This is a genomic window from Thioclava nitratireducens (assembly GCF_001940525.2).
Classification (GTDB): domain Bacteria; phylum Pseudomonadota; class Alphaproteobacteria; order Rhodobacterales; family Rhodobacteraceae; genus Thioclava; species Thioclava nitratireducens.
In genome coordinates this window covers 2,146,711-2,167,147 of record NZ_CP019437.1, presented here as the reverse complement: position 1 = coordinate 2,167,147, position 20,437 = coordinate 2,146,711, and the positions used below count along the sequence as shown (strand labels likewise).

Here is a 20,437-nt window from a genome sequence, read left to right as displayed (position 1 = left end):
CCATGACCGAAGACATTTCGTCCAAATCTGAAGCCGCCGAAGTCGAGCTCCTCTCCTTCCGTCTGGGCGAAGAGGAATACAGCGTCGACATCATGTCGGTCCGCGAGATCCGCGGTTGGACCCGCGCCACCCCACTGCCCCACGCGCCCACCTTCGTACGCGGCGTGATCAACTTGCGTGGCACGGTTCTGCCCGTTGTAGATCTTTCCGTTCGCCTGGGAATGGAACCGGTCGCAGGCGATGCTCGCAACGTGATAATCGTCGTTCAGGTCGGCGGGCAAACTGCAGGCCTCCTCGTCGACGCGGTCTCCGACATCCTCGCCCTCCCCCGGTCGGAGATGCAACCTCCGCCCGATCTCAACGCCGACATCTCGCAACGCTACATTTCGGCGCTCACGATCGTCGAAGGCCGAATGATCCGGATCCTCGACCTCACGTCCGTACTCCCGCAAGAGGCGATCGAGGCCGCATGAACGCTCCGCAGTCCACATTGGGGCAAGTCGCGCCGACAGAGGCGGAATTTAGAGCGATCGCACAGCTCCTTTCCGACACGACGGGCATTGTGCTCGCGCCCGGCAAAACCTCGATGGTCCAAAGCCGTCTTGCTAAACGGCTCAGGGCCTTGGGGCTCGCAACCTACAAGGATTATATTGCGCTCGTGAGCTCCGAGGGGGGGCGCGACGAATGCCGTCGCATGGTTTCGGCTCTCACGACGAATGTCACCCATTTCTTCCGTGAGAACCACCACTTCGAGACACTGCGCCAAGTAGTGCTCCCCCCCCCTCCTGGAAGAAGCCCGCTGCGGTGGCCGCGTTCGTCTGTGGTCAGCGGGATCCTCGAACGGTCAAGAAGCCTACTCGATGGCCATGACAATCGCCGAGCTCGCTCCCGATTTCGCGACCCTGAACCTGCGCATCCTCGCAACCGACATCGATCCTCTCATGATCGAACAGGGCGCGAAGGGGATTTATCCCGCAGCTGCGCTTGAGGCGGTGCCAGAGAACCTGCGCAAAAAATATTTTCGAAAGGAAGGCGAAGATTATCAAGTTGATCCGAATCTTCGCGGTCTTGTGCAGTTCCGTGAACTCAATCTCCACGAGCGCTGGCCAATGCGCGGAAAATTCGACGTGATTTTTTGTCGCAACGTCGTCATCTACTTCGCGCCGGCAGCGCAGGCCCTGCTCTGGGAGCGGTTCGAAGAACAGCTGACACCAGGGGGATACCTCTTTGTTGGCCATTCTGAACGGGTAACGGACGGGAAACACTCGAATCTCCGAACCGCAGGCGTCACGACCTATCAACTGACAAATCGAACCAGCAGGATCTGACTTCATGGCATTGAGAGACCAATTGCGTATCCTCGTGGTCGACGACATGTCGACGAGTCGAGGTCTCATTATGCAAGCGCTCGACGCGATGGGAATTCGACAGGTCGGATACGCGACCGACGGTCAAAGCGCACTTCAGAGCCTCGAAGCCAAGCCCGTTCATCTTGTGATCTCTGACTACAACATGCCCGGAATGGACGGCTTGCAGTTCCTTCAGGCAATGCGAAAGAACGCACGCACGAAGGGGCTAGGATTTATCCTGATCACCGGACGAGCCGATCGCGAAATCATCGAGACTGGCCGACGTCTTGGAATGAACAACTTCATCAAAAAACCATTCACCCCGCCCGAACTGAAAGCGTGTATCGAAGCCGTCGTGGGACGTTTGTAATGCGGCAATACGCCCGCCAACTCCCAGTCAGAGACATCACCGCACGCGTCGGGCGAGAATTGGAAACGCTCGCTCGCTTGTCGGTTTCACTCCAGAAAACGCTTTCAGCAAGCGTGATTGATGGCGATCTCTCGCCGCATATCGTTCGTGAGCTTCAAAGCATTGATTTCATAAGTCAATCTCTTGAAGACCTCGGGGCGCTCGTCAACAAGCTCTCTGAGCAGATATCGCCCGACCTCGCCTGCGACGCAGACACGGTTTTTGCCTCACTTCGGCTTCAAGACCTTGCAGCAGCTCTCGATCCCGAGAATTTTGCCGAGTTTCAAAAACGCGCCACTGACGGTGACGTCAGTTGGTTTTGAAGTAGCTGAGCTTCCGAATACATTTTGAGACTCGATTAAGCCATGCCCGAACTACGAAGGAAGGCAACGGGTTTTTCATCTGACGTACTAGAACAACTCGATGTCGAGAGACGGCGCTGGTGCAATCTCGCGTTCAAGAACCTTTGCATCCCCGAGCAGCTTCTGGCGCGCTCGCCCGGTGTCAGGCCAAAACACTATCCGACGAGCTTGCGAGCCCCCTAGGCTTTGGCTGACACAGGGGATACCCTCCTTGGCGAGGAACTCGATTGAAAACTTGCTGTTCTTCAATCCGATATCCGATAGTCCATTGACCATGCGCGCGCCACCGAAGAGCTTCGCGCAAAGGTCACCACGTTGCGCACCCTGCTTGATCAGTTCATTTATCAGCAGTTCCATTGCGTTCACACCAAAGCTCGCCGCTTGAAAAGTTGAGCCGGTGGTATCTGGCAAGAGAAAGTGATTCATTCCGCCAACACGCGCTTTCCCATCGTAAAGACAGCAGGCCACACAGGAACCAAGGATGGTCGTGATAGATTGCGCTCCCGCTCCTGCGACAAGAAACTCACCTTGCGAAATGTGGATTGGCCGACCTGAAGCAACGGCGCTCATGTACCACCCACCTTGCCGTCCGGCGCGGAAATCTGAGCAGATCTAGTCAGAATTTCTTGCGAAATCTCTTGCAGCGGAACCGAATAGGACGCGGCTCCAAGTTCAAGAGCAGCACGCGGCATTCCAAAAACGATCGATGTCGCTTCATCTTGGGCGAAACAATGTGCACCAGCTCTGCGAAGTTGCAACATTCCCTCCGCCCCGTCCCTTCCCATACCGGTGAGCAAAACAGCGACCGCCTTCGCCGCTATCTCGACCGCAGATTCGAATAGCACATCTACTGACGGGCGATGCCCGTTTCGCTTCTCGCTCTCGATCAATGCGAGTTCAGGAGCTTTCGCGTTTCGAACCGTGAGATGCGTTGCGCCACCAGGCGCGAGATAAACATGACCTTGCTCAAGACACGTCCCCGTCATGCCGAGGCGAACGTTTGGCGCTATCATGCGATCGAGTCGTTCGGCGAAGCTCGCGAGGAAGCTTTCCGGCATATGTTGCGCGATGAGGGTGGGAGGGCAATTCCCGGGAAACCCTTTCAGTATCGTCTCAAGCGCGTCGACACCACCGGTCGAGGAACCGATAAGCACGATTTGACCGTCCCACCGAAAGTTTCGCGCGGGTGTAATCGCGGCGCGATCACGCGCTCTTTGAGGTAGTCGCGCGTTCGCACTTGCGAGAAGAATTTCCGGAAGCACTTCGAAACTTCTTTCGAGATTACCGAACCGAGGCTTTCCAACGCAGTCGATCGCTCCGAGGGCGAGCGCTTCGATTGCCGCACGCGATCCTTTATGTGTTTCTGTCGACACCATGACCACGGGGATCGGCCGTAAACGCATGAGGCGTTCGAGGAAAACGAGACCGCTCATTCGCGGCATCTCGACATCGAGCGTGATCACATCGGGCAAAAGCATTTTTATTTTTTCGCGCGCCTCGAACGCGTCTGCCGCCTCGCCGACCACGACAAGCCGCCGGTCCGTCGCGAGGCGCGCCCGAATAAGCTTACGCATCGTAGCGGAGTCATCGACGATGAGAACCCGTTTGGCGGAAGCAAAATCATCCGGCATCAGTTTTCCTTCGCGCGAACTCAAAATTCTTCCCAGTCTTCGGCTGCAAAGCTGGCGGCGCGCGGCGTCGTGTCGCCGACCGCGCGCGAAAGCTCGACGTTCCCGTCTTTTTCGTTCGATGTTACTTGCGACAACTCGGAGCGCTCGCGCGCAGGCGGCGAGAGTGACTGCGTATTGACTGTAAATTGCGCTGTGATGTCGCGCAGTGAAGTCGCGTTTGTGGTCAAGGCGTGGCTCGCCGCTGTGGTTTCTTCGAACATTGCAGCGTTTTGTTGGGTCACCTGGTCGAGCTGATTGACCGCAGTATTGATCTCCTTGAGTCCTTCCGCCTGTTCACGCGCGCCGCCCGCTATTTCTGAAACGCGCGTTGAAATGTTCATCACCGCGCCGAGAATACCCTCGAGGGCGCGACCGGTTTCATGGACGAGGCCGACGCCGCGCGTAACCTGTTCGCTCGACGCGGTGATCAGGGCATCGATCTCGCGAGCGGCCTCCGAAGAGCGCTGCGCGAGGGCACGCACCTCTGAGGCGACGACGGCGAAGCCGCGCCCCGCTTCACCCGCGCGCGCAGCTTCGACGCCGGCATTAAGTGCGAGAAGGTTGGTCTGGAACGCGATTTCGTCGATCACGCCGATGATTTTGGAAATCTGAAGCGAGCTGGTTTCGATCTCGCCCATAGCTTGAATTGCCTGTTTCACCACTTCGCCCGATGTCTCGGCGCTATTACGGGCCTCGGAGACCACGCGATCCGTTTCGGCCACCCCTTGCGCCGAGGTTGTGACAGACGATGACAATTCATCGAGCGCGGCAGCCGTTTCTTCGAGCGTGGCGGCCTGTTGTTCGGTTCTGCGACTGAGATCGTCAGAAGCCGACGCGATCTCACGGGCCTCGGTATCGATAGCCGCCGCGTTGTCTATCACGGTTTCGATTGCTGCAGCGAGATTTCGCGCTGCATCATTGAAGTCATTGCGCAGCGCCTCGTATTCCTCGGTGAACTCCATGTCGAGAGTCAGGCTCAGGTCGCCCCGCGAGAGGGCGGCAAGGCCGACCTGCAAGGACTCGACCACGGATTTCTGCGCCTCCAGCATTGCAAGGTTGCGGTTCTGCGCGGCGGTGAGAGCGGTCTCTGCCGCAGTCACGTCATTCGCCATGAGAAAAATCTTCATCAAGCGACCGGCTTTGTCCGAGATCCCATTCAGCGTGCCGTCGAGCAGGTAGGCATCTCCCTCCGGGGCGCGCATCGTGAAGCGGGCGGTCACGGACTGCCCGGCGGCGACCGTGGGCCAAGGATCGCTGCCATCGATAGGGCTCAGCCATTCCTTCAGCGGCTGCCCTGTCAGGTTTTGCGCCTGCGCTCCAAGGAGCGTCTGCATATTTGCGTTCATTCGCGTCACCAGGCCCGCAGGGTCCGCTTCGCAAACGAGTTGGCCACGCTCGATGGCCGAAACGAGCGCATCCTTCATGCGACGCTCGGTGACATCCTGCCATTCGACGACAAAACCGGCCTGATTGCCGTCGGCATCGACAAAGTTGGTGACGTCGACTCCGAAACGGCCATCACCGACCTTGATATCGACATGAAGCGGCAATTTGCCGGGATCATCGAGCAGCGCACGCGCGTGATGCCGCTCCGCATGGAAGTCGTCCATCGACCGGCCAACGAGACCGTCGGGATCAAGGTCGGGACTGACGACGCGAAACTCCTTGATCCGGGATGCGACCAGTTCTACCAGCGCTCGGTTGACATGCGTGATGCGGAAATCCTGATCGACGATCATCAGCGCGGCGGAGGCATTCGCAAAGGCTGCGCCTTGTCGGGTCGCCTCGCGCTGGATGGCTTCGGCACGATCGAGCTCATTGCGCAGGTTGCTCAGCGCCGAGGTGATCGCGCCGACCTCGTCGCCGCGACGGGTCTGCACGATCTCACCGGTGTAATCCCCTTCGCTAATCTTGCGGATGGACTTCTCAAGTCCTTTAAGGGGATTGGAGACGGATCGCGCCATCCAGGTCGACAGCGCCGCAAGCAGAAGGATGAGCCAGGACGCATTGAAAAGCATCGAGCGGGCGAGCGACGTAGCTGGCGCGAAAAGCTCTGCCCTGTCCTGTTCCACGACCGCCCAATAGGCTTCATCGAACAGGGTGAGCGCCAATGTTCGTTCGATTGCCGGGTGTCCCGAAAGCGAAGTCACTTCATCCTGCCCCTGTTTCACGGCATTCAAGGTGGCCTCGGGCAAAGCCTCCCCCGGCTTCGGTGCGGCGTCAGGAAAGCGAAGGTCGCTCATCAGCCGACCTTCCGCATCGATCAGGAACCCCTCCCCGGTCTCGCCCATGCCGCGCGGGTTGGCCATGATCTGCCCAAGCTGTGTCATGGGCTTTTGCAAGACCACCGCTCCGAGGTTGAGGCCGGTGCCGCTGCGCACGGGGCGCGCTGCGAAAAACCGCCCCTCGCCGGCGTTGAAATGCGGCGGAGGCACGGCGACGGTGCTTGCCGACACCATGCGCCGCGGCGCGTTCAACCAGTCCAAAGCCTTTGTCGCGGCCTCCTTCAGGCCGGCGGGCTCGTCCCTGAGGGGGTGGCCGATCGCGGCGTGATCACGAACCGCGAAGACGATGCGACCGTCGCGATCGACCAGATAAAGATCGTCCAATCCATGCTCAGCAAAAATCTGTTCGATCACAGGGCCATAGCGGTCCTGCAGCAGGCGGTAGTCCCGCAGAGGGCCGCTCACTTCGCCCGCGGACGCGCCGGCCTCGGCCGTCCCGTTTCTCAAACTATCGATCGCCGCGGAGTCGAGGTTGTCAACGCTTCTTGTGAACTCGTAAAGCGCCCGGGCCGTGTCGGGATTGGCCGAGATCGTGCGCGTGTTGGAAGCAAGCCGCTGCGCCCAGTCTTCCACCAGCGCCGCGCGCGCCTCGAGCGTCCGCCCGAGACGCTGCCTCCCCTCGCTTTCCAGCAACCCATGCGCGGTGCGATAGGCAGAAATTCCCATGATCGTCAGTGCGACCATTGCGATCGCCACCAGCATCAGCGGTAACTTCAATCCGAGTTTGAGATTGTCGAAAAAGCGCATCAACGTCCTCCGGCGAACTGCGGAAGCGACCCGACAGATCGGGGCAATCGCGGTCACCATCCGGCGAAGAGTTGAAGATTCCTCTAACTTCGGAAAATTTCCTGCGCTCTACGATGCAGACGCGCTCAGACACCAAGCAAGGCGGCGCGCAGAAGGCCCGAGCGACGCCGGAATTCCGACAGCACCAATGCGCCCGGCGCGAGCGGGTCATCTGAGCCGTGCGCGCGCGCGAGGACGGCTCTCGCCTGCCATCCCGGTAGAAGCGCGGCCTTGGCGGCGCCGAGCCGCAGCTTGCGCGCGGGCTCGAGGCGCGCCTGCCCCTCGGCCGCGAGCTGGCGCAAGGTCGCAGCGTCGGGCGCAGCGAGTGGCGGACGACCGCGCGCAGCCAGGTCGGACCATGCCTGCAGAAGCGCCGCCAACCCGGCGCCCGCGCCGAAACTGCGCACCGCGATCTCGGCCTCATTCGGCGCGCCGAGCGCCTCGGCAGCGGCCCAGTACAGCGCTCCGGCGGTCTGGTCGAGATAGGCCCAAAGGCTTGAAATATCGTCGAAAGGTTCGGGCCAACAGTCGGCGCGTCGAGCCTCGGCGGCAGCAATCAGATGGCGGGCGGGCGCTGCGACCGACACCAGCGCGGGGCCGATCTCGTGCGGGGGCTCCCGCTCTTCGGACAGCGCCTCGAGGGCATCGACCCACCATTGCAGTCGCATCTCGGCGACCATCGGCTCTGACGAAGCCCAGGGCGCGCGCGCGATCTCGAGATTGGCGGCGTAGAGCGGCCAGAGGCGGTCGCGCAGTTCGGCGGGCGCGGCCATCGTCGCGGCGAAGCGATCGGGATCGCCCTGGCGCACGGCCTCGGCTGACGCTTGCAGGGAGGCGGCCAGATCGCTCATGCCGGATGCGCCCCGTCGCGCAGCAGTTTCCAGATCATCGCGTCGAGGAGCGCCTCGAAACTCGCGTCGACTATGTTCGGCGACACGCCCACGGTGGACCAGCGCTGGCCTGCGCCGTCTTCGCTGTCGATGATGACGCGGGTCACGGCCTCGGTGCCGCCTTGGGTGATACGGACCCGGAAATCGACCAGTTTCATGTCGTCGATGAGGTTCTGATAGGGGCCCAGATCCTTCGACAGGGCTTTCGAGAGTGCGTTCACCGGGCCGCGGTCATGGCCCTGCTCGTCCATACTTTCCGAGACCGAGAGCATCTTCTTGCCGCCGACCTTGACCACCACGACGGCTTCCGAAATAGAAACCATCTTGTCGTAGCGGTTCTTCCGACGCTCCACAGTGACCTTGTAGCGCTTCACCTCGAAGAAATTCGGCAGCTGCCCCAGTTCGGCACGCGCGAGCAGCTCGAAACTCGCCTGAGCGCCGTCATAGGCATAGCCCTGATCCTCACGTTCCTTGATCAGATCGAGGATACGCGCGAGGCGCGGATCGTCCTTTTCGACCTCGATCCCCATCCCCTTGAGCCGCGCGCGCAGGTTCGATTGGCCGGCCTGGTTGGACATCGGGATCAGCCGCGTATTCCCCACCACAGCCGGATCGATATGCTCGTAAGTGTCTGGATTTTTGAGGATCGCCGAAGCGTGCAGACCAGCCTTATGAGTAAAGGCCGAGGCGCCCACATAGGGCGCCGAGCGCAGCGGCACCCGGTTCAGGATATCGTCGAGCTTGCGCGAGAGCTTGGTGATCCCGCGCAGGCTCTCATGGCTGATGCCAGTGTCGAGCGTCGACGCGTAAGGCTCTTTCAAGAGCAGCGTCGGGATCAGCGTGATCAGGTTCGCGTTGCCGCAGCGCTCGCCCAGACCGTTGAGCGTGCCTTGGATCTGGCGCGCACCGGCCTCGACCGCGGCGAGACTGCCCGCCGCGGCGTTGCCGGTATCGTCATGGCAATGGATGCCGAGACGGTCGCCGGGAATGCCCGCCGCGATCACCGCCTCGACGATCTTGCCGATCTCGCCCGGCAGCGTGCCGCCATTGGTGTCGCAAAGCACGATCCAGCGCGCGCCCGCCTCAAAGGCCGCACGGCAGCACTCCAGCGCATAGCCCGGGTTCGCCTTGTAGCCGTCGAAGAAATGCTCCGCATCGAACAGCGCCTCGCGACCTTGCGCCACCATATGCGCGACCGAGGCGCGGATATTCTCTAGGTTCTCCTCCAGCGTGATCCCGAGCGCGGTGGTGACGTGGTAGTCATGCGTCTTGCCGACGAGGCAGACGGCGGGCGTATTCGCGTTCATCACGCCCGCGAGAACGTCGTCATTCGCGGCCGAGCGCCCTGCCCGCTTGGTCATCCCGAAAGCCGTGAAGGTCGCCCGCGTCTCGGGCCGCGCTTCGAAGAAATCGCTGTCGGTCGGGTTCGCCCCGGGCCAGCCGCCTTCGATATAGTCGATGCCGATTGCGTCGAGCGCCTTGGCGATCTCGATCTTCTCAGGCACCGAGAACTGGACGCCCGCCGATTGCTGCCCATCGCGGAGCGTCGTGTCGTAGAGATAGAGGCGTTGTTTGGTCATTGGTTGCCTCCGTCGAGGTTACGTTCCGCCAAGCGGCACGTCGGGCCGCGCCCTAAGGGTCCAAGAACCACCGGATCGCTTGCGATCCGGTTCGCCCCCGACCCGCCCCCCAGGGCGGGGGCGAAGATGCCCCCACCCTCGGGCCGGGGGCAAACCTGCGTTGCGTAAGCCATCACAGACCCTCCAGCTTGGCGGGGTCGAAATCGGATCCGGGCAGCAATTCCACCCCGGCCTTCGACATGCGCACCTCGACACCTGCCGCGACGAGCGCCTGTTTCATTGCATCGACCGGCGCGAAGTCCTTGGTTTCCATCGCATTAGCACGCAAAGCAACGAGCTTGTCGGCGAGCCCCGAGAGATCGGCCTCCGGTGCCGCGACCCAATCGCCCATCCCATCGTCAAGCAGGCCGAGCATCGCAGCGGAAGCCTTCAGAACTGCTGGATCGTCGATTTTATGCAGCGCCGCGATGGCACCCGCCGTGTTAAGATCGTCGGCGAGCGCAGCGATCACTTCCGGCGCCGCCTCGGGTGAAGGTGTGACCCCATCAACAGTTGTCCGCCACTTGCGCAGGGTCGCAGCCGCCGTCCGCGCCTTCTCCGCCGTCCAGTCCATCGGCTTCGTATAATGCGTCTGCAGGAACACAAACCGGATCACCTCGCCGGGAATGCCCTTCTCGCCGTCATGGCCGTCGAGCAGATCGCGCACGGTGAAGAAATTGCCCAAGCTCTTGGACATCTTCTTGCCCTCGACCTGTAGCATCTCGTTATGCAGCCAGTAGTTCGCGAAAGAGCCCTCGGGATGCGCGCAGCAGCTTTGCGCGATCTCGTTCTCGTGGTGCGGGAATTGCAGGTCGATGCCGCCGCCATGGATGTCGAAAGACGCACCCAGCAGCTCGTAAGACATGGCCGAGCATTCGATATGCCAGCCCGGACGGCCCCTGCCCCACGGGCTCTCCCAGCCCGGCAGCCCCTCGTCGGAGGGTTTCCAGAGCACGAAATCCATCGGGTCTTCCTTGAAGGGCGCGACCTCGACCCGCGCGCCCGCCATCATGTCGTCGACCGTCCGCCCCGACAGCGCGCCATAGTCCTTGTAGCTGCGCACCCGGAACAGCACATGCCCCTCGGCGGCATAGGCGTGACCGTCTTCGATCAGCTTTTCGATCATCGCGATCATCGCGCCGATATAATCCGTCGCGCGCGGTTCCTGATCGGGGCGCAAGGCGCCGAGCGCATCCATGTCGGCATGATACCAGCCGATGGTCTCCTCGGTCCGCGCGCGGATCAGCTCTTCGAGCGACCCTTCGGCCCCGGCTTCCTTCCGCGCCAGCGCCGTCGCGTTGATCTTGTCATCGACATCCGTGAAATTGCGCACATAGGTGACGTGTTCCGGCCCGTAGACGTGGCGCAGCAGCCGGTAGAGCACGTCGAACACCACCACGGGCCGCGCGTTGCCGAGATGGGCGCGGTCGTAAACGGTCGGCCCGCAGAGATACATCCGCACGTTCTTCGCATCGATGGGATGGAAATCCTCGACCTTCCGGGTCAGGGAATTGCGCAAACGGATCTGGGTCATAAGTCCTCGCAAAGGGTCGGCGGCACCTGCCGGCGGGCTTACAAGGTCATGTCGTTTTTGGAAAGAGAAGACCGGCCCGCGTGACGATGTCAGCGGATAATGCAGCAGATGATGATGGTCTTCGTGGTCATGGCGAGAAGATAAGCCGCCGCCCGCCCAAAGGTCCAGAGCAAAATTGGGCGCGCCCGAAAACGAAAAGGGGCAGCCCCAGCCACCCCTTTTCGGACTTCTGATCAGCGATTTACGCGACGATCTTCACTTGAACTCGACGTCGTCCATCGCCTCGACGATCACCAGATCGCGTTCGGCCGCGCCTTCGGCATGGGCCAGCGCCGCCTGATAGTCGTCGGAGCGGTAGCAGGTTTCGGCCGCCTCCAGCGAGGGGAACCAGGCAACCACGTTGCGCGCCCGGTCATTGCCTTCCAGCTGCACGTAGCGCGCGCCACGGGCGAGGAACCGCCCGCCATGTTTCGCGATCGCGGGCCCCGCGCCTTCGGCATATTTGCCATACGCCTCGGCGTCTTTCACGGTTACATGGGCGATCCAGAATGCGCCTGCCATCAAAGTTCCTCCAACAAAGTTTTCACGGCCGCAACGGCCTCCCCGGCTTTCGATGGATCGGCCCCGCCGGCTTGCGCCATATCGGGACGGCCACCGCCGCCTTTCCCACCAAGAGCCTGCGCGGCGGCCTTCACCAGGTCGACCGCGCTCACACGCTCGGTCAGGTCCTTGGTCACGCCAGCCGCCACGGCCGCCTTGCCGCCCGCATCCGCGACGACGAGGATCACGCCGGAACCGACCTTGTCCTTCAACTCGTCCACGATGCCGGGAAGGTCCTTGCCGGTCACGCCGGACACCACTTGAGGCACGAACTTCAAGCCATTGATTTCACTTACGTCCGGGCCGCCGGAAGCACCACCGCCCATCGCAAGTTCGCGACGCAGCTGCGCGATCTCGTTGGCCTGCGCCTTGCGCTCGTCGAGGATCGCCTGCAGACGCCCGAGCACATCCTGCTCGGAGGTCTTGATCAGCCCTTCGATCTCGGTGAGCAGCTTGTCGCGGCGGCGCAGTTCGGCCATCGCGATATCGCCGGTCAGCGCCTCGATCCGGCGCACGCCAGACGACGACGCGCCTTCGCTCGTCAGCACGAAAGTACCGATATCCCCGGTGCGCTTCACATGGGTGCCGCCGCACAGCTCGAGCGAATAGACATTGCCGGTTGTACCTTTGCCGGAATTGGCCAGTTCGCCCATCGAGACGACGCGCACCTCGTCGCCGTACTTCTCGCCAAACAGCGCCTGCGCGCCCAGGTCGCGAGCATCATCCGGCGTCATGATCCGCGTGTCGACCGGCGTATTTTGGCGAATGAATTCATTCACTTCGCGCTCGATCTTCGCGATTTCCTCCGGGCTGAGCGCCTTGTTGTGCGAGAAGTCGAAGCGCAGACGATCCTCGGCATTGAGCGAGCCGCGTTGGGCCACGTGATCGCCCAGCGTGCGGCGCAGCGCCTCGTGCAGCAGGTGCGTGGCCGAGTGGTTCGCCCGGATCGCGCTGCGGCGGGCGTGGTCGACTTCCAGCTTCGCGCCCTGCCCCTTCGCAATCTCGCCTTCGGTCACACGCGCGAAATGGATGAACACGCCAGCGACTTTCTTGGTGTCGGTAACCTCGGCTTTACCTGTGTCGGTCACGATCCAGCCACGATCGCCGATCTGGCCGCCGCTTTCAGCGTAGAACGGGGTCTGGTTGACCACGACCTGAACCTCGCCGGTCGCTGTGTCGATCTCGGCTCCGTCCGTTACCAACGCTGTGATCTGCCCCTCGGCAGTCTCGGTGTCATAGCCGAGGAATTCGGTCGCGCCGAGTTTCTCGGACAGATCGAACCAGATCGCGGCATTGGTGGCTTCACCCGTGCCGGACCAGCTGGCGCGCGCCTTCGCCTTCTGCTCTTCCATCGCGGAGTCGAACCCTTCGGTGTCGACCTCGCGATCCCGCTCGCGCAGAGCGTCCTGCGTCAGATCGAGCGGGAAGCCAAACGTGTCATAGAGTTTGAACGCGGTCTCGCCCGGCAGCTTCGACCCTTCGGGCAGGTCCAGAAGCGCCTCGTCGAGCAGCTTGAGCCCGCGATCGAGCGTGGTCTTGAAGCGGGTTTCCTCGCCCAGAAGGGTCTCTTCGATCAGTGCCTGCGCCCGGCCAAGCTCGGGGTAAGCCGCGCCCATCTCCCGGATCAGCGAGGGGACAAGACGGTGCATCACCGGATCCTTCGCGCCCAGCAGGTGCGCGTGACGCATCGCGCGGCGCATGATCCGGCGCAGGACGTAACCACGCCCGTCCGCCGAGGGCATCACGCCATCCGCGATCAGGAACGAGGTCGAACGCAGGTGATCCGCGATCACGCGGTGATGCACGTTCCCCGGCCCGTCCGGCGCGCCATCGGTCGCATTGGCCGAGGCCTCGATCAGGTGGCGCATCAGGTCGGTATCGTAATTGTCGTGCTTACCCTGCAGCAGCGCACCGATCCGCTCGAGCCCCATACCGGTGTCGATCGACTGCATGTCGAGCGCGCGCATCGAGCCGTCCTCGAACTGCTCGTTCTGCATGAAAACGAGGTTCCAGATCTCGATGAAGCGGTCGCCATCTTCCTCGGGCGAGCCGGGCGGGCCGCCCCAGATGTGATCGCCGTGATCGAAGAAAATCTCGGTGCAGGGGCCGCACGGCCCGGTCGGGCCCATCTGCCAGAAATTGTCCGAGGTCGGAATGCGGATGATCCGCTCGTCCGGCAGACCCGCGACTTTCTTCCACATCTCCGCCGCCTCGTCATCGGTATGGTAAACCGTGACCAGCAGCTTTTCTTTCGGAATATCGAAATCCTTGGTCAGCAGCTCCCAGGCGAAGGGGATCGCGCCGTCCTTGAAATAGTCGCCGAAGGAAAAATTCCCCAGCATTTCGAAGAAGGTATGGTGGCGCGCAGTGTAGCCGACATTGTCGAGGTCGTTATGCTTGCCCCCGGCGCGCACGCATTTCTGCGCAGTCGTCGCCCGGTTGTAGTCACGCTTCTCCACCCCGGTGAAGCAGTTCTTGAACTGCACCATGCCGGAATTGGTGAACATCAGCGTCGGGTCGTTGCGCGGAACGAGGGGCGAGCTATCAACGACCCGGTGGCCGTTGCGCTCGAAGTAATTGAGGAAAGTGGAGCGGATTTCGTTAAGGCTGGGCATAGTGTCCTGTCTCGCCTGATCGGGCTTGTTCGCTCCCGTTTAACGCCCGCCCTTCCCCCTGTCCAGCAATCGCAAAAGGCCGGGAGTTTGCGCTCCCGGCCTTTGCAAGAATTCGCGGCGAAGATCAGTCTTCGGTCAGCGCGTCGTCTTCGGACAGATTGTCGAATTCGAGCCCGTGGCTGGCGCGGATTTTATCCTCGATCTCGTAGGCGACATCGGGATGTTCGCGCAGGAAGGTTTTCGCGTTTTCACGGCCCTGCCCGATCCGCTCGTCCCCGTAGGAATACCAGGCGCCGGCCTTGTCGACGACCCCCGCCTTGACGCCCAGATCGACCAGTTCGCCCATCTTCGAGATTCCCTCGCCATACATGATGTCGAACTCGACCTGCTTGAACGGCGGGGCGACCTTGTTCTTGACCACTTTCACGCGGGTCTGGTTGCCCACCACCTCGTCGCGATCCTTGATCGAGCCGATGCGGCGGATGTCGAGGCGCACGGAGGCGTAGAATTTCAGCGCGTTGCCGCCGCTGGTCGTTTCCGGCGAGCCGAACATCACGCCGATCTTCATCCGGATCTGGTTAATGAAGATCACCATGCAATTCGAACGCCCGATCGACGCGGTCAGCTTACGCATCGCCTGGCTCATCAGGCGGGCCTGCGCGCCCACGGTGTGGTCGCCCATATCGCCTTCGATCTCGGCCTTCGGCGTGAGCGCCGCGACCGAGTCGACCACCACGAGGCTGACCGCGCCGGAGCGTACCAGCGTATCGACGATTTCCAGCGCCTGTTCGCCCGTGTCGGGCTGCGAGATCAGCAGCTCGTCGAGATCGACTCCGAGCTTGCGTGCATAATGCGGGTCGAGCGCGTGTTCGGCGTCGACGAAAGCGCAGACGCCGCCCTTCTTCTGCTCTTCCGCGATCGCGTGGAGCGTCAGCGTCGTCTTGCCCGAGCTTTCAGGCCCATAAATTTCGACGATCCGGCCTTTCGGAAGACCGCCGATCCCGAGCGCGATATCCAGACCGAGCGAGCCGGTCGACGTCGCTTCGATTTCCCGAGCGGGCGTCTCGCCGCCGAGCTTCATGATCGAGCCTTTGCCGAACTGCCGCTCGATCTGCGCCAGCGCCGAGTCGAGCGCCTTCTGCTTGTCTGCCTTGGGAGATTTATCCATGTCGAAAAGCTTCGCTACTGCCATTTGTCCGCTTCCTTATTTCACAGCGACGGCCGGTCGGCAATGCGACGCCCTCGCGCGGATGTTCACCTCATGTTCTGTTTGCACTATGCGCACGAAACATGAACATTACAATAAAATTCTGATAGCCCTACTGAACCGCATTTACTCTTAAGAAACGGTTTACCGACGCGAACCGAATGATTATCACCGGCGGAGTTAGGAGCTAGACCCGCCAAGATGCTGATTTTCTGGACACAAAAACTCGTCTTTCTGGCCACGCCGAAAGCGGGCTCCTCGGCGGTCGAGACCGCTCTGGAGTCCCTCGCCGATGTCGCGCTGACCCGTCCGGCGGTTCTCAAACACACCTCCGCCCGCAATTTCCGGGACCATCTCGAGCCGCTTCTTGCCGCGAAAACCGATGCGAGCTTTACCACGGTCGCGCTGATGCGCGAGCCGCTCGACTGGCTGCGTTCGCTCTATCGCTTTCGGCTGCGCGACTTGATCGAGGAGAGCGACATCTCCGCCGGCTATTCCTTCGACCAGTTCGCGCGCGATTATATCGACGATCCGCGCGCCGGGTTCAGCGACGTGCCCAGTCAGTCGGCGTTCCTGTGCGACGACGATGGCAACACGCTGGTCGACCGGATTTTTCCCTATGAGCGGATCGAGGATTTCGTGCATTTCCTCGAAGATCGGCTCGGTTTCGCGATAACCCTGCCGCGGGTGAACGTGCCGCCTGCAGTCGAGACCGGGCTCGCCCCCGAGACCGAGGAGGCGCTGCGGACCGCGATGCAGGAAGATCTCGCGCTCTACGATCGGGTCACCCGCGCCTTAGCGTGAGAGGAGCTCCTGCACAGTCGCGGTCAATTCGCCAAGCGAGAAAGGTTTCGGCAGGAAGACCGAGTCGGGCACCGGCGAGCTGCCGTTCTGGAACACCTCCTCGGCATAGCCCGACATGAAGACCGTGCGCGTGCCCGGCCGCGCCTCGAGCGCCTGCCTCACCCAGCTTGGCCCGTCGAGACCGGGCATGATCACATCGGTGACGAAGATATCCACCTTCAGCTCCGAGTCTTCCAGCAATTCCAACGCCTCTTCGGCGCTCTCAGCCTCGAGCACGGTGTAGCCGCGCAGCTGGAGCGCGCGCGAGGCGAAGGCGCGAACCGGCGGTTCATCCTCGACGAGAAGTACCGTCGCGTCACCGGCGATGACGTGGCTGTCAGGGACGGAGGTTTGTGCGATCTCCACCTTGGGCGCGATGGTCGATGCTGCGGCGCGTGGCGGCACCGGCGCCTTTGTCGCAGGCTCGAGCTCGGGCGCGGGTTCGGCCGATTGCGACACCTCGGCCTCCTCCGCCAAGTCATAGGCGGGCAGCAGGATCGTGAAGCTCGTCCCCGTGCCAATGACGGAATCGCAGAAAATGTAGCCCCCGGTCTGCTTCACGATGCCATAGGCGGTGGAGAGGCCGAGCCCGGTCCCCTCGCCCGTGCGTTTCGTGGTGAAGAAAGGTTCGAAAATCTTGCCGAGCTTGTCGGCGGGGATCCCGGAGCCGGTATCGGTGACCTTGATCGCAACATAATCGCCCTTGGGCACCGTGACGCGGTCCCGCTGGCGGTTCTCGGCCAGATGGAACGCTTCGGTCTCGATCCGGATTTCGCCGCCGCCGGGCATCGCGTCGCGCGCATTCACCACGAGATTCATGATGACCTGTTCGAGCTGCCGCTTATCCGCACGCACCCGTCCGGCATCACATTCGTGCCTGACGCTCAGCGCGACCTTCTCGCCGACCAACCGGTTGAGCAGATGGGTCAGGTCTGACAGCGTGTCGCGCAGATCGAGGGTTTCGGGTTTCAGCGTCTGCTTTCGGGAGAAGGCGAGTAGCTGGCCGACGAGCGCCGCGGCGCGATTGGCGTTCTGACTGATCTGGTCAAGATCGGCGTAATCGCCATCTCCCTTGTCATGGCGCAGCATCAGCAAGTCGCAATGCCCCGAGATCGCCGTGAGCAGGTTGTTGAAATCATGCGCGACCCCGCCCGCGAGCTGGCCGATCGCCTGCATCTTCTGGCTTTGCACGAATTGCGCCTCGAGCGTCTTGAGCTGCGTCGCGTCGGACAGCACCGCCAGCAGCCCCGCGCGTCCGTTTTCCACGATCCGCGACAGGGTGACCTGCAGGAAGACCTCCTTGTCGCCGCGTCGGGCGCGCAGCACTTCGGGACGGCCATCGGCACGACCGGCGAGGGCATCGTTCACCCAATCCGAGACCGGACGGCCGAGCCCTTCGAGCAAGTCCGACAGACGGGACTGCGGCTCGATCCGGCCCAACAGGCCGCGCGCCGCGCGATTGGCCGCGCGCACCCGGCCATGCGCGGAAAGACGCAGCATCGCGACGGGCAGCGCCTCGAAATTCGCGCCCTCCTCTGCCGCGCGCGGTCCGGGGATCGGGAGCAGATAGACCTCGGATCGTCCTCCTGCGCCTTGAAGCTGCGCTACGACTGCCGTGACCGGGCCATCCTGCCCCTTGATCTCATGCTCCTCGCCCGAGCGCAGCGGAAGATCGGTGAAGATGCGGTCGAGAGACCGCACCCGCTCTCCGACGAGCCGCCTCAGCGCTTCGTTCATGAACAGAATCGTGCCGCCCTTGGAGACGGTGAGCATCGGCAGGCTGATCGTTTCCGCACCGCGCCCGCCAATCGCCCTCTCGGCCATGTCTTCGAGACGCCACAGAAAATCGCCAGAGCCGATGCGGTGCACCGAGAGTCGCAGATGGCCGCGCCGGGTCACCAGATCCTCGCGCGCGGCCCCCTTCGCCTCCGCCTTGCTCTGCAATCGACGCAGCACCGCGCCCGGATCGGCGAAAAGTTCCGCAAGGGTTCGCGCCAGCCCCTGCCCGCCGCGAGAGCCGAACCGGTCCAGCGCGGCGCGGTTTTGATAGCCGATCTCGCCCTCCGGGTCCGTGGTGAAGCTGGGCGCGGCGTCATGGGCGACGAAATTCGCGATCGTTTCCTGCTGCCGCGCCCGTCGCCTTCGCTCCTGCGCCAAGGCGAGCCGCAACCAGCCCGCCGTGATCACGAGCGTGCCGGCGACGGAAAACATGGCCCAGGTCACAACCTCGTCGGGCATCACGAAGGCAACCGCAGCCGCGATCCCTGCAGCAAGCAGCAGATAAACCGCACCTGGCGCCAGCGCGGCCATCGTCTTAGAGAGTGGCTGCAGCATCAATTCGTTCCGCCCCACACTCTCCTCCCTGCCTGACGTCTTCGTCCCATAGCGCGGCAAAAAACTTAAAACCCAATTAACGAGACTAGACTTTCAGCGAACGCGCGAGTCAATCACGCGACCGTGAGAAAGCGAGCGCCCGTTCGGGAAACTCAAAGCTGGAGATGGGCCACGAAAAACCCGTCGCCGCCCGAGAGCGGCGTGATCTGGCGCTGCGACAGCACCTCGCAGCCGTGGCGCATGGCGAAATTGGCGATTTGCGCGCCATTCTCGACCGTAAGCAGCGAGCAGGTCATGTAGACGAGGCGGCCGCCGGGGGCGACAAAGCCGCGCGCGGCGTCGAGGATTTCGCTCTGCAAGGCGACCAGTTCCGACAGCCGCGCGGCGCTCAGACGCCATTTCGCATCCGGCGTGCGTCGCCACGTTCCCGAGCCCGAGCATGGCGCGTCGACCAGAACCAGATCGTAGCCCGTCCCCGGATCCCCCGGCGCGCGCAGGGACACCTTCGCCCCGGCCCGTTTCGCGCGCGCGGGCAAATCGCGCATTCGGCCCGCATCGATGTCATGCGCTGCGATCAGCGCCTCCGGACAGGCTGCCGCCAGCGCCAGCGACTTGCCGCCACCGCCCGCGCAATAATCTAGCACACGCTCCCCGGGCCCGAGCGGCGCCGACGCGATCGCCGCTTGCGAGGCCGCGTCCTGCAACTCCACCAGACCGTCCTTGTAAGCCGCGGCCTGCTGAATGCGCCGCGCCCCCGCGCCGAGTTCCAGCGCGGTCGCGGCCAGCGGGTGGGGCGTGGCTTCGATCCCGTCCTTCGCGAGCGCCGCGATCGCACGTTCGCGGTCCGTCTTGGCAAGATTGACGCGGAGGAAAACCGGTGCGCGGGCGCGCATCGCCTCGGAGATGGCGTCGAAATCCGCACCAAGATCGGAAGCGAGCTGATCACGCAGCCAATCGGGCCAGTCCAGCTGGGCAATATCGTCGGGCAAGGCATGGGTCAGCGCGGCGCGCTCGACTTCGGACAAGGGGTCAGGCGCAAAGCCCTCCCCGGTGAAGATCGTCGCGGGATCGACGCCTCGCAGGCGCAGCAACCCGGCGACGAGCGCGCGCCCCGCAGCCCCGCCTCCGGCAAGCGCTGCGCTTGCCTTGCAGCGCAGCACGTCGAAGACGTGATCGCGGATCGCCGCGCGATCCTTTGAACCCGCGAAACGGTGACTGCGCGCCCAGTTGGTCAGCGCGCGCTCGGCCACCTCGCCCGACTGGATGCGGTCGAGAATATCGATGGCGGCGGCATAGCGCGCGGCTGGCGTCATGGGTGGGCTCCGAGGCGGGCTGTGATCTGGCCCGGTTCTAGGCGCGCCGGCTGGGCGGCGCAATGCCACGCGACAAAGACCGCTCCCGGGCCACACGCTCGTAGAATCTTGCTGTTAAACCTTAATTTATTGATCGTAACCCACTTTTTGCCACATTTACGCCGCGACAACTCCCTTTTTCTCCCTAAGGAACATGTAAAAGGACGTTTTCAGCCACGGGGTATCCCTCCTTGAAACGATTAATGAGTTTTCTGTCCGCCGAAGACGGCGCCACGACGATCGAGGCGCTGCTCTGGTTGCCACTTTTCGTCGGAATGCTGGCGGTAACCGTCGACGTTTCCCTCATTTTCAACGCCCAGTCCCGCATCCTCGGCATCGTGCAAGACGTCGATCGCGCCTATTCGGTCGGGCGGTTCGAGAATGACGAAGACACCATGGCGCGGCTGCGCGCGCTCCTTCCCTATGACCAAAACACCTACACGCTCGACACGAGCGTCACCGACGGGATCATCGAGACCCGCGTGACGATCCCGATGTCCGAACTCGTCGCGACGGGCCTCTTCACCAGAGTTCTGAACATGGACCTCACGGTCCGCGACTACCGCTACATGGAGTCCTGAG

Annotated in this window: 17 protein-coding genes and 1 pseudogene; 7 read left to right on the top strand and 11 right to left on the bottom strand. The window is 62.6% G+C overall.

What is annotated here, in order from left to right; translation table 11 throughout:
- Positions 1–2: 2 nt before the first annotated feature.
- From BMG03_RS10400 to BMG03_RS10385, 5 genes and pseudogenes are all read left to right on the top strand, one after another.
- Complete coding sequence (locus BMG03_RS10400; RefSeq protein ID WP_075776486.1) at positions 3–473, top strand: chemotaxis protein CheW; 471 nt, start codon at positions 3–5, stop codon at positions 471–473.
- Positions 470–655: pseudogene (locus BMG03_RS21320) on the top strand (hypothetical protein); the annotation flags it as partial. The gene BMG03_RS10400 and the pseudogene BMG03_RS21320, both read left to right, overlap by 4 nt.
- Positions 656–785: 130 nt before the next feature.
- On the top strand, positions 786–1,328 hold the full coding sequence (locus BMG03_RS20935; protein WP_279627839.1) for a CheR family methyltransferase: 543 nt from the start codon (positions 786–788) through the stop codon (positions 1,326–1,328).
- A gap of 4 nt (positions 1,329–1,332) precedes the next feature.
- Positions 1,333–1,719: a response regulator gene (locus BMG03_RS10390; RefSeq protein WP_075776487.1), complete on the top strand. Its 387-nt coding sequence runs from the start codon at positions 1,333–1,335 to the stop codon at positions 1,717–1,719.
- Positions 1,719–2,081 (top strand): hypothetical protein, encoded by a 363-nt coding sequence (locus tag BMG03_RS10385; RefSeq protein WP_075776488.1) that lies wholly within the window; start codon positions 1,719–1,721, stop codon positions 2,079–2,081. Before BMG03_RS10390 ends, BMG03_RS10385 begins: the two co-directional genes overlap by 1 nt.
- Positions 2,082–2,168: 87 nt before the next feature.
- On the opposite strand, the gene BMG03_RS10380 is transcribed toward BMG03_RS10385, so the two are convergent.
- From BMG03_RS10380 to recA, 9 genes are all read right to left on the bottom strand, one after another.
- Positions 2,169–2,690 (bottom strand): chemotaxis protein CheD, encoded by a 522-nt coding sequence (locus tag BMG03_RS10380; protein WP_075776489.1) that lies wholly within the window; start codon positions 2,688–2,690, stop codon positions 2,169–2,171.
- Complete coding sequence (locus BMG03_RS10375) at positions 2,687–3,751, bottom strand: protein-glutamate methylesterase/protein-glutamine glutaminase (RefSeq protein ID WP_075776490.1); 1,065 nt, start codon at positions 3,749–3,751, stop codon at positions 2,687–2,689. The genes BMG03_RS10380 and BMG03_RS10375 overlap by 4 nt, the downstream gene beginning before the upstream one ends.
- A gap of 20 nt (positions 3,752–3,771) precedes the next feature.
- Positions 3,772–6,822, bottom strand: a complete 3,051-nt coding sequence (locus BMG03_RS10370) for a methyl-accepting chemotaxis protein (RefSeq protein ID WP_167733394.1) — start codon at positions 6,820–6,822, stop codon at positions 3,772–3,774.
- 125 nt (positions 6,823–6,947) lie between these two features.
- A complete protein-coding gene (locus tag BMG03_RS10365) occupies positions 6,948–7,712 on the bottom strand; it encodes a squalene/phytoene synthase family protein (protein ID WP_075776491.1) in 765 nt (254 codons plus the stop codon).
- The gene (cimA, locus tag BMG03_RS10360; protein ID WP_075776492.1) at positions 7,709–9,331 is read right to left on the bottom strand and encodes a citramalate synthase; all 1,623 of its coding nucleotides are present in this window, start codon (positions 9,329–9,331) and stop codon (positions 7,709–7,711) included. The genes BMG03_RS10365 and cimA overlap by 4 nt, the downstream gene beginning before the upstream one ends.
- Before the next feature lie 172 nt (positions 9,332–9,503).
- The gene (gene cysS, locus BMG03_RS10355) at positions 9,504–10,904 is read right to left on the bottom strand and encodes a cysteine--tRNA ligase (protein ID WP_075776493.1); all 1,401 of its coding nucleotides are present in this window, start codon (positions 10,902–10,904) and stop codon (positions 9,504–9,506) included.
- Positions 10,905–11,159: 255 nt separating this feature from the next.
- A complete protein-coding gene (locus BMG03_RS10350) occupies positions 11,160–11,465 on the bottom strand; it encodes a DUF1330 domain-containing protein (protein WP_075776494.1) in 306 nt (101 codons plus the stop codon).
- Complete coding sequence (gene alaS, locus BMG03_RS10345; RefSeq protein WP_075776495.1) at positions 11,465–14,119, bottom strand: alanine--tRNA ligase; 2,655 nt, start codon at positions 14,117–14,119, stop codon at positions 11,465–11,467. Before alaS ends, BMG03_RS10350 begins: the two co-directional genes overlap by 1 nt.
- 124 nt (positions 14,120–14,243) lie before the next feature.
- Positions 14,244–15,311: a recombinase RecA gene (gene recA, locus BMG03_RS10340; protein ID WP_075776496.1), complete on the bottom strand. Its 1,068-nt coding sequence runs from the start codon at positions 15,309–15,311 to the stop codon at positions 14,244–14,246.
- Positions 15,312–15,527: 216 nt separating this feature from the next.
- Between recA and BMG03_RS10335 the strand changes: the two genes are divergently transcribed.
- Positions 15,528–16,130, top strand: coding sequence for a hypothetical protein (locus BMG03_RS10335; protein ID WP_075776497.1), 603 nt, complete (start codon positions 15,528–15,530; stop codon positions 16,128–16,130).
- Here the strand turns inward: BMG03_RS10335 and BMG03_RS10330 are convergent.
- Both BMG03_RS10330 and BMG03_RS10325 read right to left on the bottom strand, forming a co-directional pair.
- A complete protein-coding gene (locus tag BMG03_RS10330; RefSeq protein ID WP_077701377.1) occupies positions 16,122–18,503 on the bottom strand; it encodes an ATP-binding protein in 2,382 nt (793 codons plus the stop codon). The two genes, BMG03_RS10335 and BMG03_RS10330, sit on opposite strands and share 9 nt — an antisense overlap.
- A gap of 152 nt (positions 18,504–18,655) precedes the next feature.
- Entirely contained in the window at positions 18,656–19,816 is a 1,161-nt protein-coding gene (locus BMG03_RS10325) for an RsmB/NOP family class I SAM-dependent RNA methyltransferase (protein WP_075776498.1), read from the bottom strand.
- A 242-nt stretch (positions 19,817–20,058) separates the two neighbouring features.
- On the opposite strand from BMG03_RS10325, the gene BMG03_RS10320 reads away from it, so the two are divergent.
- Positions 20,059–20,436: a TadE/TadG family type IV pilus assembly protein gene (locus tag BMG03_RS10320; RefSeq protein WP_075776499.1), complete on the top strand. Its 378-nt coding sequence runs from the start codon at positions 20,059–20,061 to the stop codon at positions 20,434–20,436.
- The last annotated feature ends 1 nt before the right edge of the window (position 20,437 follow it).